The 15,581-nt window shown below is 60.0% G+C and carries 15 protein-coding genes; 7 read left to right on the top strand and 8 right to left on the bottom strand.

Translation table 11 applies throughout. The annotated features are described in order from the left end of the window. Nucleotide 1 precedes the first annotated feature (1 nt). Together sdhD and sdhC are read right to left on the bottom strand one after the other, a co-directional pair. Entirely contained in the window at nucleotides 2-370 is a 369-nt protein-coding gene (sdhD, locus tag BM403_RS27595) for a succinate dehydrogenase, hydrophobic membrane anchor protein (RefSeq protein WP_003172805.1), read from the bottom strand. Further along, nucleotides 364-738: a succinate dehydrogenase, cytochrome b556 subunit gene (gene sdhC, locus BM403_RS27590; protein ID WP_003190005.1), complete on the bottom strand. Its 375-nt coding sequence runs from the start codon at nucleotides 736-738 to the stop codon at nucleotides 364-366. The genes sdhD and sdhC overlap by 7 nt, the downstream gene beginning before the upstream one ends. Nucleotides 739-1,103: 365 nt before the next feature. On the opposite strand from sdhC, the gene gltA reads away from it, so the two are divergent. Continuing rightward, nucleotides 1,104-2,393, top strand: coding sequence for a citrate synthase (gene gltA, locus BM403_RS27585; RefSeq protein ID WP_012723087.1), 1,290 nt, complete (start codon nucleotides 1,104-1,106; stop codon nucleotides 2,391-2,393). Nucleotides 2,394-2,661: 268 nt separating this feature from the next. On the opposite strand, the gene BM403_RS27580 is transcribed toward gltA, so the two are convergent. From BM403_RS27580 to BM403_RS27570, 3 genes are all read right to left on the bottom strand, one after another. Then, entirely contained in the window at nucleotides 2,662-4,320 is a 1,659-nt protein-coding gene (locus BM403_RS27580; protein ID WP_012723086.1) for a cation acetate symporter, read from the bottom strand. Further along, the gene (locus BM403_RS27575; RefSeq protein WP_012723085.1) at nucleotides 4,317-4,628 is read right to left on the bottom strand and encodes a DUF485 domain-containing protein; all 312 of its coding nucleotides are present in this window, start codon (nucleotides 4,626-4,628) and stop codon (nucleotides 4,317-4,319) included. The genes BM403_RS27580 and BM403_RS27575 overlap by 4 nt, the downstream gene beginning before the upstream one ends. Before the next feature lie 261 nt (nucleotides 4,629-4,889). Continuing rightward, nucleotides 4,890-5,741 (bottom strand): glycine betaine ABC transporter substrate-binding protein, encoded by an 852-nt coding sequence (locus BM403_RS27570; protein ID WP_012723084.1) that lies wholly within the window; start codon nucleotides 5,739-5,741, stop codon nucleotides 4,890-4,892. A 332-nt stretch (nucleotides 5,742-6,073) separates the two neighbouring features. Here BM403_RS27570 and BM403_RS27565 point away from each other — a divergent pair, with 332 nt between their 5' ends. Next, on the top strand, nucleotides 6,074-7,627 hold the full coding sequence (locus BM403_RS27565; protein ID WP_093546151.1) for a glycoside hydrolase family 17 protein: 1,554 nt from the start codon (nucleotides 6,074-6,076) through the stop codon (nucleotides 7,625-7,627). A gap of 78 nt (nucleotides 7,628-7,705) precedes the next feature. Here BM403_RS27565 and BM403_RS27560 read toward each other — a convergent pair whose 3' ends face one another. Next, nucleotides 7,706-8,077: a hypothetical protein gene (locus tag BM403_RS27560; RefSeq protein ID WP_093546148.1), complete on the bottom strand. Its 372-nt coding sequence runs from the start codon at nucleotides 8,075-8,077 to the stop codon at nucleotides 7,706-7,708. 236 nt (nucleotides 8,078-8,313) lie between these two features. Between BM403_RS27560 and BM403_RS27555 the strand changes: the two genes are divergently transcribed. Beyond that, nucleotides 8,314-9,612, top strand: a complete 1,299-nt coding sequence (locus BM403_RS27555; protein WP_046033851.1) for a serine/threonine protein kinase — start codon at nucleotides 8,314-8,316, stop codon at nucleotides 9,610-9,612. Beyond that, nucleotides 9,605-10,393, top strand: a complete 789-nt coding sequence (locus BM403_RS27550; RefSeq protein ID WP_012723080.1) for an MlaA family lipoprotein — start codon at nucleotides 9,605-9,607, stop codon at nucleotides 10,391-10,393. The genes BM403_RS27555 and BM403_RS27550 overlap by 8 nt, the downstream gene beginning before the upstream one ends. Before the next feature lie 53 nt (nucleotides 10,394-10,446). Here the strand turns inward: BM403_RS27550 and BM403_RS27545 are convergent, their stop codons facing one another. Continuing rightward, on the bottom strand, nucleotides 10,447-11,361 hold the full coding sequence (locus BM403_RS27545; protein WP_093546145.1) for a DUF808 domain-containing protein: 915 nt from the start codon (nucleotides 11,359-11,361) through the stop codon (nucleotides 10,447-10,449). A 134-nt stretch (nucleotides 11,362-11,495) separates the two neighbouring features. Between BM403_RS27545 and BM403_RS27540 the strand changes: the two genes are divergently transcribed. After that, nucleotides 11,496-12,101 (top strand): TetR/AcrR family transcriptional regulator, encoded by a 606-nt coding sequence (locus BM403_RS27540; RefSeq protein WP_012723077.1) that lies wholly within the window; start codon nucleotides 11,496-11,498, stop codon nucleotides 12,099-12,101. Between the two features lie 146 nt (nucleotides 12,102-12,247). On the opposite strand, the gene BM403_RS27535 is transcribed toward BM403_RS27540, so the two are convergent. Next, entirely contained in the window at nucleotides 12,248-12,688 is a 441-nt protein-coding gene (locus BM403_RS27535) for a GlcG/HbpS family heme-binding protein (RefSeq protein WP_093546142.1), read from the bottom strand. 256 nt (nucleotides 12,689-12,944) lie between these two features. On the opposite strand from BM403_RS27535, the gene gcl reads away from it, so the two are divergent. Both gcl and hyi read left to right on the top strand, forming a co-directional pair. After that, nucleotides 12,945-14,720 (top strand): glyoxylate carboligase, encoded by a 1,776-nt coding sequence (gcl, locus tag BM403_RS27530; RefSeq protein ID WP_012723075.1) that lies wholly within the window; start codon nucleotides 12,945-12,947, stop codon nucleotides 14,718-14,720. A gap of 10 nt (nucleotides 14,721-14,730) precedes the next feature. Continuing rightward, nucleotides 14,731-15,513, top strand: a complete 783-nt coding sequence (hyi, locus tag BM403_RS27525; RefSeq protein WP_093546140.1) for a hydroxypyruvate isomerase — start codon at nucleotides 14,731-14,733, stop codon at nucleotides 15,511-15,513. Nucleotides 15,514-15,581 lie beyond the last annotated feature (68 nt).

The raw sequence follows: 15,581 nt of genomic DNA, 5'->3' as shown, positions 1-15,581 counted from the left end.
ATCAGATACCCCAAAGAATCTGCACACCCCAGACGAAGTAAGCGAACATCGCGACGCCGCAGACTGCCTGGAAGAGAAAACGTACTGCAGTCGCGGACTTGCCCAGCGCCATCGGCGTCAGGTAGTCGGTCGCAATGGTCCACATGCCAACCCAGGCGTGTGCGCCCAGGGCAACAAGGGCCAGCAGACTGAAGATTCGCATCGCATTGTGGGAAAACAGGCCGTGCCATTGCTCATAGCCGATGCCCGGGTTTGCGACGAGGTATCCGATCAGGAAAATGAAATAAGCCGCGAGAACGACCGCAGACACACGCTGTGCCATCCAGTCATAGAGGCCCGAACGCGAAAGGTTCGTAACGCTGGTTACCATATCCAAACTCCTGCCAGAACGATCAGCACCACGGAAATGGCGATGATGATTTTCGAGCCCAGGCGGCCGCCTTCCAGCGTCTCACCGATGCCCATGTCCATGATCAAATGGCGCACACCGGCTACCAGGTGATACAGAAGAGAAGACAGGAGGCCCCATGCTACGAACTTGGCCAGCGGGCTGGTCAAGCATGCCTTCACCTCGGCGTATCCTTCCTCGGAACCCAGGGATTTGCTCAATGCATAAAGCATGATGCCCAAGCCCAGGAACAGGATGATGCCGGAAACACGGTGCAGGAACGACGTAACGCCGGTGATGGGGAGTTTGATGGTCCTTAGGTCTAGGTTTACAGGTCGTTGGCTATTCACGGCTTTTTTTCACACTGAAGAGCCCCTAACAATCAGGGCAAAGTTGTTGGGGAGTGCGACTGGTCAGGTAAGCACCACCCAGGGAGTGCGACCCCCAATGAAAGCAAGCCCAAAAGCCCTTGGCGGTCGGTGGCCGAGTATAGACAGTTAGGTTACTAATGACAACGCGCACTCCTCACCCTAATAGCTGATTGCGCTGGCGGGATAAAAGGCGTAAATGGCGCTCAATTTCGAGGAAAAAGTACGGTTAAAGCCTTCTGGGGCAAGACTTTAGGCAAATTGACATCTGAATTTATCTCACTATAGTGGTGCGGGCCCTGCGTGGGGGGTCTGTCTGATGATTTGAAGCATAAATAGGAGGCCACATGGCTGACAAAAAAGCGCAGTTGATCATCGAGGGCGCAGCCCCCGTCGAGCTGCCCATTTTAACCGGCACCGTTGGTCCCGATGTTATCGACGTACGGGGCCTGACGGCCACGGGCCGTTTCACTTTCGACCCAGGCTTCATGTCGACCGCCTCTTGCGAGTCGAAGATCACCTATATCGATGGCGACAATGGCATTCTGCTTCACCGCGGCTACCCGATCGAGCAACTCGCCGAACAGTCGGACTACCTGGAAACCTGCTACCTGCTGCTAAATGGCGAATTGCCAACAGCCGAGCAGAAGGCCCAGTTCGTCAGCACCGTCAAGAACCACACCATGGTTCACGAGCAATTGAAGACCTTCTTCAACGGCTTCCGTCGCGACGCCCACCCAATGGCCGTCATGTGCGGCGTGGTTGGCGCCCTGTCGGCCTTCTATCACGACTCCCTCGACATCAACAACCCGCAGCATCGCGAAATTTCCGCGATCCGCCTGGTTGCCAAGATGCCGACCCTGGCCGCAATGGTTTACAAGTACTCCATGGGCCAACCCATGATGTACCCGCGCAACGACCTGACGTACGCGGAAAACTTCCTGCACATGATGTTCAACACCCCGTGCGAGATCAAACCGATCAGCCCGGTGCTGGCCAAGGCAATGGACCGGATCTTCATCCTCCACGCCGACCACGAGCAGAACGCCTCCACGTCCACCGTGCGCCTGGCCGGCTCTTCGGGTGCCAACCCGTTCGCCTGTATCGCCGCCGGTATCGCCGCACTCTGGGGCCCTGCCCACGGCGGTGCGAACGAAGCCGTATTGACCATGCTCGATGAAATCGGCGATGTGTCGAACATCGACAAATTCATCGCCAAGGCCAAGGACAAGAACGATCCGTTCAAGTTGATGGGCTTCGGTCACCGGGTCTACAAGAACCGCGACCCACGCGCCACCGTGATGAAGCAGACCTGCGACGAAGTGTTGAAGGAACTGGGGATCAAGAACGATCCGCAACTCGAACTGGCCATGCGCCTGGAAGAGATCGCCCTGACCGACCCGTACTTCATCGAACGCTCGCTGTACCCGAACGTCGACTTCTACTCGGGGATCATCCTCAAGGCGATCGGCATTCCAACCAGCATGTTCACCGTGATCTTCGCCCTGGCGCGGACCGTGGGCTGGATCTCCCACTGGAAAGAAATGCTCTCCAGCCCGTACAAGATTGGCCGCCCGCGCCAGCTGTACACCGGCTACGAGTCGCGTGACATCACCAAGCTGGAAGATCGCAAGTAAGCACTTGAGTTGTACCGAATAAGGCCTCCTCTGGAGGCCTTATTCATTTGTGCAACTTGTAGTGAGCGGGCTTACCCCGCGCTGGGTGGCGAAGCCGCCCCAAACCCAGGCACCTCGGTTCTAATTGGAGAACTGAGTGCCTGAGATGGGGCGGCTTCGCCACCCAGCGCGGGGCAAGCCCGCTCACTACAGACCCACCCTCACCGATATTCAGGTAAAAAAATGCCCCGGCCTTACGACCGGGGCATTTCTTTATCCAGCTGCAACCTTAGTGATTAACCGCCCCGCTCGCCCCCAGGCCAGTCTGCGAACGCACAAACTGCGGGAAGTACAGCGCACGCTCTTTCTCTGCCGCCGCCGACTTGTCGGTGATAGAGAAGAACCAGATGCCGACGAACGCAATGATCATCGAGAACAGCGCCGGGTACTCGTACGGGAAGATGGCTTTTTCGTGATGCAGGATCGAGACCCAGATGGTCGGGCCCAGCACCATCAGGCCAACGGCACTGACCAGGCCCAACCAGCCGCCGATCATCGCGCCACGGGTGGTGAGGTTCTTCCAGTACATGGAAAGCAGCAACACCGGGAAGTTACAGCTGGCAGCAATGGAGAACGCCAGACCGACCATGAACGCAATGTTCTGGCTTTCGAACAGGATACCCAGGCCGATAGCCAGCACCGCCAGGGCGATGGTGGTGATCTTCGACACGCGAATCTCATCTTTATCGTTGGCCTTGCCTTTCTTGATCACGCTGGCATACAGGTCGTGGGACACCGCCGAGGCACCCGCCAGGGTCAAACCGGCAACCACTGCCAGGATGGTGGCGAAGGCCACGGCCGAGATGAAGCCCAGGAAGATACTGCCGCCCACCGCGTTGGCCAGGTGCACCGCCGCCATGTTGTTACCGCCCAGCAAGGCGCCTGCCGCATCCTTGAACGCCGGGTTGGTGCTGACCAGCAAGATCGCGCCGAAGCCGATGATAAAGGTCAGGATGTAGAAGTAGCCGATGAAGCCGGTTGCATACAACACGCTCTTACGCGCTTCCTTGGCGTCGCTCACGGTAAAGAAGCGCATCAGGATGTGCGGCAGGCCGGCGGTACCGAACATCAGTGCCAGGCCCAGGGAGAATGCCGAGATCGGGTCTTTCACCAGACCGCCAGGGCTCATGATCGCCTCACCTTTAGGGTGAACCTTGATCGCCTCGGCAAACAGCATGTTGAAGTCAAAGTTGACGTGCTTCATCACCATCAGCGCCATGAACGAGGCACCGGACAGCAACAGCACGGCCTTGATGATCTGCACCCACGTGGTCGCCAGCATGCCGCCGAACAGCACATACAGGCACATCAGGATGCCCACCAGGATCACCGCTACGTGGTAGTCCAGGCCGAACAGCAGTTGGATCAACTTGCCCGCGCCCACCATCTGCGCGATCAGGTAGAACGCCACCACCACCAGCGAGCCACAGGCCGACAGGCTGCGGATCTGGGTTTGCCCGAGGCGATAGGACGCCACGTCGGCAAAGGTGTACTTGCCCAGGTTACGCAGGCGCTCTGCGATCAGGAACAGAATGATCGGCCAGCCCACCAGGAAGCCGATCGAGTAGATCAGGCCGTCGTAGCCGGAGGTAAACACCAGCGCGGAAATACCCAGGAAAGACGCCGCCGACATGTAGTCGCCGGCAATCGCCAGGCCGTTCTGGAAGCCGGTGATCTTGCCGCCGGCCGCATAGTAGTCGGCCGCCGACTTGTTACGTTTGGAAGCCCAGTAGGTGATGCACAGAGTGGCACCGACAAACGCGACGAACATCAAGATGGCGGAGACGTTCAGCGGTTGTTTGTGTACTTCACCGGTCAATGCGTCCGCCGCCCAAAGGGCTGGAGCAAAAAGCGAAGCGCCGAGTACTGCCAGTAGACGCCGGATCATTGCGCAGCCTCCTTGAGAATCGCATTGTTCAGGTCGTCAAATTCGCCGTTAGCCCGACGCACATAGATGCCGGTCAGGACAAACGCAGACACAATCAGCCCGACGCCCAGGGGAATGCCCCAGGTAATCGACGAACCGGGGCTGATCTTGGCCCCCAGCACTTGTGGCCCGTAGGCGATTAACAGGATGAATCCGGAGTAGAGCCCTAGCATGATCGCCGAGAGAATCCAGGCGAACCGTTCCCTTTTTCTCACCAGCTCCTTGAAACGCGGGCTGTTTTGAATCGAGAGGTAAATGCTGTCGTTCATTGTTTTTATCCTCGCAGCACAGCTTTTTTATTATTGGAACGTATCCACTGTATGCGGCTGCGGAACAGGTTCCAGACGACCTTAGTATTAGAGGGAGTGTAGCGAGGGATTGGGAGGGCGAAGAAAGATTTGCGGGTCACGAAAATAATGTGGGAGGAGGCTTGCCCCCGATGGCAGTGGGTCAGCTACAGATGAGCTGACTGAAACACTGCCATCGGGTGCAAGCCCCCTCCCACAGGGGTGTATCAAGGCATTGGGGAGTTACTTACCGATCCACTCGGCCACACGCTCAGGGTGCTTGGCCACCCAATCCTTGGCCGCGGCATCCGGCTTGGCGCCCTCTTGGATAGCGAGCATGACTTCGCCGATTTCGTCCTTGGAGGCCCACTGGAATTTCTTCAGGAAGGCCGCGACTTCCGGCGCTTTCTTCTCCAGGCCCTTGCTGCCGATGCTGTTGACGGTTTCAGCAGCACCATAAATCCCTTTTGGATCGTCCAGGAAGCGCAGCTTCCATTTGGCGAACATCCAGTGTGGCACCCAACCGGTGACCGCAATGGATTCCTGTTTGTCTTCGGCACGGGTCAACTCGGCGATCATCGCCGCGCCCGAGCTGGCTTGCAGCTTGTAATCAAGGCCGTATTGCTTGATGGCTTCGTCGGTCTTGAGCATCACGCCTGAACCGGCGTCGATGCCGACGATCTTGTTCTTGAAGGTGGTATCGGTCTTGAGGTCTTCGATGGACTTGGCCTTGACGTACTCCGGCACGATCAGGCCGATCTTCGCGTCCTTGAAGTTAGGGCCGTAGTCGACCACCTTGTCCTTGTTCTTCGCCCAATACTCACCGTGCGTCACGGGCAGCCAGGCGGAGAGCATGGCATCGAGTTTGCCGGTGGCGACACCCTGCCACATGATCCCGGTGGCAACCGCTTGCAGTTTCACGTCATAACCGAGCTTTTGCTTGATCACCTCAGCCGCCACGTGCGTGGTGGCAACGCTGTCAGACCAGCCATCCACATAGCCGATGCTCAGGGTTTTGCTGTCGGCGCTGGCCAGTGTGGAGCTCATCGCAACTACCAGAGTGGCAGCTGCGCCCAAGAGTCGTCGCATCTTCATCGTACTTCCCCGAAAGTGCTGCGCCCGGCGGATGCCGAGCGACGTCAACCTGTTGTTATGTGGTGCACCGCGCCCCCTTCACGCGCATCGATCACGGTAGTGCGCCGTCAGCGGAGTACTGACGCTTCGATCATCAACCTGCCGAGACCTTCGACCTGCTCTGTCAGCGACCTTGTGCAAGCAGGAAACGACATCACATAGCCAGTAGGACGCTTTGTAGGATTTGACGCCAGAATCCCGCCCGAACTTTGCATGTCAAAATTATGCTGCCCCACTGGGAAGGGCTAAATCCGGGTAAGATGCGCGCCTTTGCTCCTCCAGATAAGCCAACCATGCCCGCGACCGCCCGCTTCCCTGCCCTCCCCTATTGCTTCGCCTTGATCCTTGGCCTGCTGGCCATGATCGGCTACTGGTATGGCCTCGGCCGGCCGGTGGTACTGCCCGACGTCGCCAGCGCAACGCACAAGATGCAGTGCGCGTCCTACACGCCGTTCGATAAGGACCAATCGCCGTTTGACCAGCCGTTCACCCTGCGTCCGGAGCGCATGGACGCTGACCTGGCCCTGCTGGCGACCCGCTTCGAGTGCATTCGCACCTACTCCATGACCGGCCTGGAAGCCTTGCCGGAAATGGCACGCAAGCATGGCCTTAAGGTGATGGCCGGCGCCTGGGTCAGCAGCGACCCGGTGGCGACCGCCAAGGAAGTCAACGAATTGATCGCCGCGGCCAACGCCAACCCTGACGTCGTGACCTCAGTGATCGTCGGCAACGAAGCGCTGCTGCGCAAGGAAGTCACCGCCAAACAGCTGGTGGCGCTGATCCACACCGTCAAAAGCCAGATCAAGCAGCCGGTGACGTACGCGGATGTCTGGGAATTCTGGCTGCAACACCCGGAAATCGCGCCGGCGGTGGACTTCCTCACGATCCACCTGTTGCCGTACTGGGAAGATGAGCCGTCCGGCATCGACCAGGCCCTCAAGCACGTAGGTGACGTGCGCCAGACCTTTGGCAACAAGTTTGCGCCCAAGGACATCCTGATCGGTGAAACCGGCTGGCCCAGCGAAGGCCGCCAGCGCGAAACCGCCGTGCCAAGCCGGGTCAACGAAGCCAAGTTCATGCGCGGCTTCGTGGCCATGGCCGAGGCCAATGGCTGGCGTTACAACCTGATCGAAGCCTTTGACCAGCCGTGGAAGCGCGCCAGCGAAGGCGCCGTGGGCGGTTACTGGGGCCTGTTCGATGCCGACCGCCAGGACAAGGGCATTCTCGCCGGGCCCGTGACCAATGTGCCTTACTGGCCACTGTGGCTGGGGGTGGGCGGGATCATCCTGCTGGGCGCCTTGGTGCTGGGTGGTCGTGTACGCAGTGTGCGTGCCGCTATCGCCCTGCCGCTGCTGGGCGCCGTTGCCGCATGCGCCATCGGCACCTGGGCTGAACTGACCCGCGTTACCGCGCGTTTCAATGATGAATGGGTGTGGGCAGGCTTGCTGGTGGTGTTGAACCTGCTGGTGCTGGCTCACGCGGCACTGGCCCTGAGCGCCCGGGAAGGTTGGCGCGCACGGGCCTTCAACTGGCTGGAACAGCGCGCGGGCTGGCTGGTGGCGATTGCCGGATTCGCTGGCGCGGTGATGATGCTGGCGTTGGTGTTTGACCCGCGCTATCGCAGCTTCCCGACGGCGGCGCTGGTAGTGCCGGCCTTGGTGTACCTGGTGCGGCCGGTGACCGGACCGCGTCGGGAGATTGCGCTGCTGACCTTTATCATCGGTGCGGGCATTGCGCCGCAGTTGTACCGTGAAGGGTTGTTGAACCAGCAGGCGTGGGGTTGGGCGATGGTTAGCCTGCTCATGGTTGCAGCCTTGTGGCGCTGCTTGCGGGTGCGCAAGCTCTAAAACCGCTATCGGGGGCAAGCCCCCTCCCACAGGGGAATGCATTCCAAATGTGGGAGGGGGCTTGCCCCCGATGAGGCCCTACCAGGCGACGCGGGGCTTCCTGACCAACCGCAACCCCGCAATCACCACCGCAAACACCGCAAACGTGGTGTTGTACAACGCCAGCGCCGGCAAACCGAAGACCATCCCCAGCACCGCCAAACCCCACCCGGCACGACCCGGCACGAAAAACCCCAGCACCGACGTGATCAGCGCCGCCCAGCCCAGCACCTTGAAGTGGATCATCAACCCCAGGTTCGAACGCAACTGGCATTCCCAACGGCTGGCTTCGTCCGCACAGATGCCGACCCACTGGCCATCTTCCATAAAGCCATAGCGCGCACCGTAACTGGCGGCCAGCCATAGCGGCAGTGCAACAAGCAGCAAAATCAGCGGCAAACGACGGGACATGAGGCACTCCGATAGGCAAAAACGGCGCTCAGCTTAATGCCCCGCCGGCCATTAGCAAGGCGCATATACACAATTAGTGTTCACCTACACGTGTCAAAGTGTATCGTCTGGCTACTATTACCCCGATTCCGACGTTTTTTTCCGACATTTCGTGCCGAGTGATGGCACTTCGGCGATAGGACGGCGGTCATAGCCTGCGAACTTCATTAAGCACGTTTCCTCCTAGGGATTAAGTCATGCTCCGTTCCTTGCGCTGTGCTGCCTTACTGGGCAGCCTTTTTCTGAGTGCGTCAGCACTGGCCGTCGATATCGACCAAGCCAGCTATGGCTACCCTTTGACCAACCCATTTGAAGCGACTATCGCCACCACACCGCCCGACCTTCGGCCCAAATTGCCGAACGATGACGAGATCAACCAATCCGACTACACCTTGAACATGCGCCCCGAGCGCGAGTTCAGCCTGCCGGACAACTTCTGGGCGGTGAAGAAGCTCACCTACCGCATCGCCAAGCAGGATCGCGCCGCGCCGCTGATCTTTCTGATCGCGGGCACCGGGGCAAGATTTGACAGCAGCATCAACGAATACCTGAAAAAGCTCTATTACCAGGCCGGCTACCACGTGGTGCAACTGTCGTCGCCCACCAGCTTCGACTTCATCAGCGCCGCCTCGCGCTTCGCGACTCCGGGGATCACCCAGGAAGACGCCGAAGACATGTACCGCGTGATGCAGGCCGTGCGGGCGCAGAACGCCTCGCTGCCGGTGACCGACTTCTACCTCACCGGCTACAGCCTCGGCGCCCTGGATGCGGCGTTTGTCAGCAAGCTCGACGAGACCCGTCGCAGCTTCAACTTCAAGAAAGTGCTGCTGCTGAACCCGCCGGTCAACCTCTACACCTCGATCACCAACCTCGACAAGCTTGTTCAAACCGAAGTGAAGGGCATCAACAACACCACCACCTTCTACGAGCTGGTGCTGAACAAGCTGACCCGTTACTTCCAGCAAAAGGGCTACATTGACCTCAATGACGCCCTGCTCTACGACTTCCAGCAATCCAAGCAGCACCTGACCAACGAACAGATGGCCATGCTGATCGGCACCTCGTTCCGCTTCTCGGCGGCCGACATCGCCTTTACCTCGGACTTGATCAACCGCCGTGGCTTGATCATCCCGCCGAAGTACCCGATCACCGAAGGCACCAGCCTCACGCCGTTCCTCAAGCGTGCGCTGCAATGTGATTTCGATTGCTACCTCACCGAACAGGTGATCCCGATGTGGCGAGCCCGTTCCGACGGCGGCAGCCTCTTGCAACTGGTCGACCAGGTCAGCCTGTACGCCCTTAAGGACTACCTGCACACCAACCCGAAGATCGCCGTCATGCACAACGCCGACGACGTAATCCTCGGCCCTGGCGACCTCGGTTTCCTGCGTAAAACCTTCGGCGATCGCTTGACCGTCTACCCGCTGGGCGGCCACTGCGGCAACCTTAATTACCGCGTCAACGCCGACGCCATGCTGGAGTTCTTCCGTGGCTAAATATCTTCTGCTGCTTGCCGCCTTGATGTGCGCAGGTGTGGCCAATGCCGACAACAGCAAGGCCCATGAGCCGGTCAACGTGGGTGCCGACGGGTTCAAGGAACCGCTGACCAAGCTCAAGTTCAACCCGGGCCTGGACCAGCGCGAGTTCGAGCGTTCGTCGCTGACCGCACTCAACGTGTACGACCCACTGGAATCGTGGAACCGTCGCGTGTACCACTTCAACTACCGCTTCGACCAGTGGGTGTTCCTGCCGGTGGTCAACGGTTACACCTATGTGACGCCCAGCTTCCTGCGCACCGGCGTGAGCAACTTCTTCAACAACCTGGGCGATGTGCCCAACCTGTTGAACAGCCTGCTTCAGCTCAAGGGCCACCGCTCCCTGGAAACCACCGGGCGCCTGCTGGTCAACACCACTATCGGCATCGCCGGCCTGTGGGACCCAGCCACCGCCATGGGCCTGCCGCGCCAGAGCGAAGACTTCGGCCAGACCCTGGGCTTCTACGGCGTGCCCGGCGGCGCCTACCTGGTGCTGCCGATCTTCGGCCCATCGAACCTGCGCGACACCGGCGGTTTGCTGGTCGATTACACCGCCGAAACCCAGATCAACTTCCTCAACGTGGCCGAAGTCAGCTCCAACCACCCGGAAGTCTGGGCCCTGCGCGCGGTCGACAAGCGCTACCAGACCAGCTTCCGATATGGTCAGATGAACTCGCCGTTCGAGTATGAGAAGGTGCGGTACATCTACACGGAATCACGCAAGTTGCAGATTGCGGAGTAAACGCTCACAAAAAAGGCCATTCAATTGAATGGCCTTTTTTATTGCCGCCCGTATCAGGCCTTCAGCGCTTTCCACGCCTTGCCGACCACGCTGACCACCGCCAGCACCACCGCGCCGGCAATGATCCCCGCTACACCGTTCAGCAACGTCGGCACCAGCCACGCCGCCCCGCCCGCGCCCTGGCTGACCGTCTCGATCCAGTGATGCACCACCGGCACGCCATGGGTGAGAATGCCGCCGCCCACCAGGAACATCGCCGCTGTACCGATCACGGAGAGGCTCTTCATCATGTAAGGCGCCGCCCGCAGGATCGCGCCGCCGATACTGCGGGCCACTTGGCCAGGCTTCTGGGTGAGCCACAGGCCCAGGTCATCCAGCTTGACGATGCCAGCCACCAGCCCGTAGACACCGATGGTCATGACAATGGCAATGCCGGATAACACGACCACCTGCTGCATCAACGGCGCGTCAGCCACAGTGCCGAGGGTGATGGCGATGATTTCGGCCGAGAGGATGAAGTCGGTGCGGATGGCGCCCTTGATCTTGTCCTTTTCAAAGGCCACCAGATCGGTGCCCAGGTCGGCCACGGCCTCGACCAACTGCGCACGTTCAGCCTGGTCTTCGGTCTTGCTGTGCAGGAATTTATGCGCGAGCTTCTCGAAACCTTCAAAACACAGGTAGGCACCCCCGAGCATCAGCAACGGCGTCACCGCCCACGGCGCGAATGCACTGATCAGCAAAGCGGCCGGCACCAGGATCAACTTGTTGACGAACGACCCTTTCGCCACCGCCCACACCACAGGAATTTCCCGCTCTGCGCGCACCCCGGAGACCTGCTGGGCATTGAGCGCCAAGTCATCGCCGAGCACGCCGGCGGTCTTCTTCGCCGCCACTTTTGTCATCAGGGCAACGTCATCGAGTACCGCGGCGATATCGTCGATCAACACCAACAAACTGCTTCCTGCCATGAATCGGGCTTCCATTAGAGAGGGAGGGGCCGAGCATAGCGCGGTGCAACGCTTTACGGGCACATTGTTGAGGCTCGCGGATGGCCGGTGCTACCATGCGCAACCGCCTGTCCTGGCAAGGAAACCTCTGGTTTATGAGCACCATTCGCGAGCGCAACAAAGAAAAAATCCTGCGGGCGGCCAGCGAGGAGTTTGCCGACAAAGGCTTCGCCGCGACTAAAACCAGCGACATCGCCGCCAAGGCCGGGCTGCCCAAGCCCAACGTCTATTACTACTTCAAGTCCAAGGACAACCTCTACCGCGAGGTGCTCGAGAGCATTATCGAGCCGATCCTGGCCGCTTCCACGCCGTTCAATCCGGACGGTGAGCCTTCGGTGGTGCTGAGCAACTACATCCGCTCAAAAATCCGCATCTCCCGCGACCTGCCGTTTGCCTCCAAGGTATTCGCCAGCGAAATCATGCACGGCGCCCCGCACCTCAGTGCCGACCAGGTCGAACAGTTGAACGCCCAAGCCAAGCACAACATCGCGTGCATCCAGCATTGGGTCGATCGCGGCCTGATCGCGGCGATTGACCCCAATCACTTGATGTTCAGCATCTGGGCGGCCACGCAGACGTATGCGGACTTCGACTGGCAGATCTCGGCGGTGACCGGCAAGGCCAAGTTGGATGAAGCGGATTACGAAGCGGCGGCGCAGACAATTATCCGGTTGGTGCTCAAGGGATGTGAGCCGGACTGATAGACCGTGGCGTCTGTGCCAATCGGGGGCAAGTCGAATCGTCGCACCGCCCCTCCCACATTTGACGGTGTTCACAATTCAAGTGTGGGAGGGGCGGTGCGACGATTCGACTTGCTCCCGATGAGGCCCTAACAGTCAACGAAAAATCAAGCAGACACCCCCGCATCCGCCATCAACCCCACCCCCTCGATCGCCGTGATCGCACACTGCTCATCAATATCCGACGTATCCCCGCTGATCCCGATCGCGCCCAGCACCACGCCTGCCTGATTCCGAATCAACACCCCACCCGGCGCCGGCACCACGCTGCCCTGCCCCAGGCTGTTCAGCGCGGCGATAAACGCCGGGCGTTGCTGTGCGTCCAGTGCCAGCAGGCGTGAGCCCTTGCCCAGGGCAATCGCGCCCCAGGCCTTGCCAATGGCGATCTGCGGGCGCAGCAGGCTGGCGCCGTCTTCGCGCTGCAGGGTGATCAGGTGCCCGCCGCTGTCGAGCACCGCAATGGTCAGCGGCGCTGCCGACAGGGTGCGCCCTGCAGTGAGGGCCTGGCTGGCCAGTTGGGTGGCGAGTTTCAAGGTTAAAGCGCTCATGGTGCCGTCCTTCTTTTGTTATTGGGAATGCCGTGGCGGTCTGAATGATCAGATGCTTGATCAAACAAATAGAACACGATGGCTTTTAATTTTGTATACAATATTTTCGCACAAAGGCTCCATACGTCGAAAAAAGCCGTTCCGACGAACGCAAAGGCCAGTCTATAAAATGCATTGACCTATGCCGCTCGCCGTGAATACACTTTGGCCAGACACCACTTGTATACAATTACAAAACGCAAGAGGCACCAAAATCATGAGCAAAATGAGAGCAATCGAAGCCGCCGTCCTGGTGATGCGCCGTGAAGGCGTGGACACCGCCTTCGGTATCCCAGGCGCCGCGATCAACCCGCTGTACTCGGCCTTGCAGAAGGTGGGTGGCATCGATCACGTCCTTGCTCGCCACGTTGAAGGCGCCTCCCACATGGCCGAGGGTTACACCCGGACCAAGGCCGGCAATATCGGCGTGTGCATCGGCACCTCGGGCCCGGCGGGCACCGACATGGTCACCGGCCTGTACAGCGCCTCGGCCGACTCGATCCCGATCCTGTGCATTACCGGCCAGGCCCCCCGCGCCCGTATGCACAAGGAAGACTTCCAGGCCGTGGACATCACCAGCATCGTCAAACCGGTGACCAAGTGGGCGACCACTGTCCTGGAGCCGGGCCAAGTGCCGTACGCCTTTCAGAAAGCCTTCTACGAAATGCGCTCCGGCCGCCCCGGCCCGGTGTTGATCGACCTGCCGTTCGACGTGCAAATGGCCGAGATCGAATTCGACATCGACGCCTACCAGCCACTGCCCCTGGCCAAGCCGTTGGCAACCCGCATCCAGGTCGAGAAAGCCCTGGCCCTGCTGGACCAGGCCGAGCGACCACTGCTGGTCAGCGGTGGCGGCGTGATCAACGCCGACGCCAGCGACTTGCTGGTTGAATTCGCTGAACTCACCGGTATCCCGGTGATCCCGACGCTGATGGGCTGGGGCACCATCCCGGACGATCACCCACAGATGGTGGGCATGGTCGGCCTGCAAACCTCTCACCGCTACGGCAACGCGACCCTGCTCAAGTCGGACGTGGTGCTGGGCATCGGTAACCGCTGGGCCAACCGCCACACCGGTTCGGTCGAGGTCTACACCGAGGGCCGCACGTTCATTCACGTCGACATCGAGCCGACGCAGATTGGCCGCGTCTTCACCCCGGACCTGGGCATAGTGTCCGACGCCGGTTCCGCACTGACGATGTTTATCGAAGTCGCCCGCGAGTGGAAAGCCGCCGGCAAGCTCAAGGACCGCAGTGCCTGGCTGCACGACTGTCAGCAACGCAAAGCCACCCTGCACCGCAAGACTCACTTCGACAACGTGCCGGTCAAGCCACAGCGTGTGTATGAAGAAATGAACCAGGTGTTCGGCAAAGACACCTGCTACGTCAGCACCATCGGCCTGTCGCAGATTGCCGGCGCGCAATTCCTGCACGTGTACAAGCCACGCCACTGGATCAACTGCGGCCAGGCCGGACCGCTGGGTTGGACCATCCCTGCCGCTCTCGGCGTGGTCAAGGCCGACCCGAGCCGCAAGGTGGTGGCACTGTCAGGCGACTATGACTTCCAGTTCATGATCGAAGAACTGGCCGTGGGCGCGCAGTTCAAGCTGCCGTACATCCACGTGGTGGTGAACAACTCCTACCTGGGCTTGATCCGCCAGGCCCAGCGCGGGTTTGAAATGGACTACTGCGTGCAGCTGTCCTTTGACAACCTCAACGCTCCGGAACTCAACGGCTATGGCGTGGACCACGTCGCCGTCGCCGAAGGCCTGGGTTGCAAGGCCCTGCGCGTGTTCGAACCCGGCCAGATCGCACCGGCACTGCGCCGTGCCGAGGCAATGATCGAAGAATTCAAGGTACCGGTGATCGTTGAAATTATTCTGGAACGCGTGACCAACATTTCCATGGGCACCGAGATCAACGCCGTCAACGAATTCGAAGACCTGGCACTGGTCGGCAACGATGCGCCGACTGCCATTTCCCTGCTCGATTAAGGAGAACCTTATGCCGCGTTTCGCCGCCAACCTGTCCATGCTGTTTACCGAACAGGACTTCCTTGCCCGTTTCAAAGCGGCCGCCGATGCCGGCTTCGAAGGTGTCGAGTACCTGTTCCCGTATGAATTCAGCTCCGCCGAAATCAAGGCGCAACTGGACGCTCACGGCCTGACCCAGGTGCTGTTCAACCTGCCGGCCGGCGACTGGGCCAAGGGCGAACGCGGCCTGGCGTGCCACCCTGACCGGACCGAGGAATTCCGTGCTGGGGTCAAGCTGGCGATTGCCTACGCCGAGGTGTTGGGCAACACCCAGATCAACTGCCTGGCGGGCATTCGACCACAAGGCATTGATGACAAGACCCTGGAAAAAACCTTCGTCGCCAACCTCAAGTACGCCGCCGAAAAGCTGCAAGCGGTGGGCATCAAGCTGGTGATGGAAGCGATCAACACCCGCGACATTCCAGGCTTCTACTTGAACAACACGGCGCAGGCCCTGTCGATTCGCGAGCAGGTCGGCAGCGACAATCTATTCCTGCAATACGACATCTATCACATGCAAATCATGGAAGGCGACCTGGCCCGCACCATGGCCGCCCACTTGGAAGAGATCAACCACATCCAGTTGGCGGATAACCCAGGGCGCAACGAGCCGGGGACCGGGGAGATCAACTACCGCTTCCTGTTCGAACACCTGGACCGCATCGGGTACCCGGGTTGGGTCGGCTGCGAGTACAAGCCGTTGACCACCACCGAAGCGGGGCTGGGTTGGCTCAAGACCCATAACGCCATCTAACCAACACGACGCAACACCAATGTGGGAGGGGGCTTGCCCCCGATAGCGGCGGGTCTGTCAGTACTGTT

It is taken from the genome of Pseudomonas sp. OV546 (genome assembly GCF_900116845.1).
In the GTDB taxonomy this organism is placed as follows: Bacteria; Pseudomonadota; Gammaproteobacteria; order Pseudomonadales; family Pseudomonadaceae; genus Aquipseudomonas; species Aquipseudomonas petroselini.
Note: the sequence above shows the minus strand (reverse complement) of the source record. Positions and strands in the feature narration are given on the sequence as shown.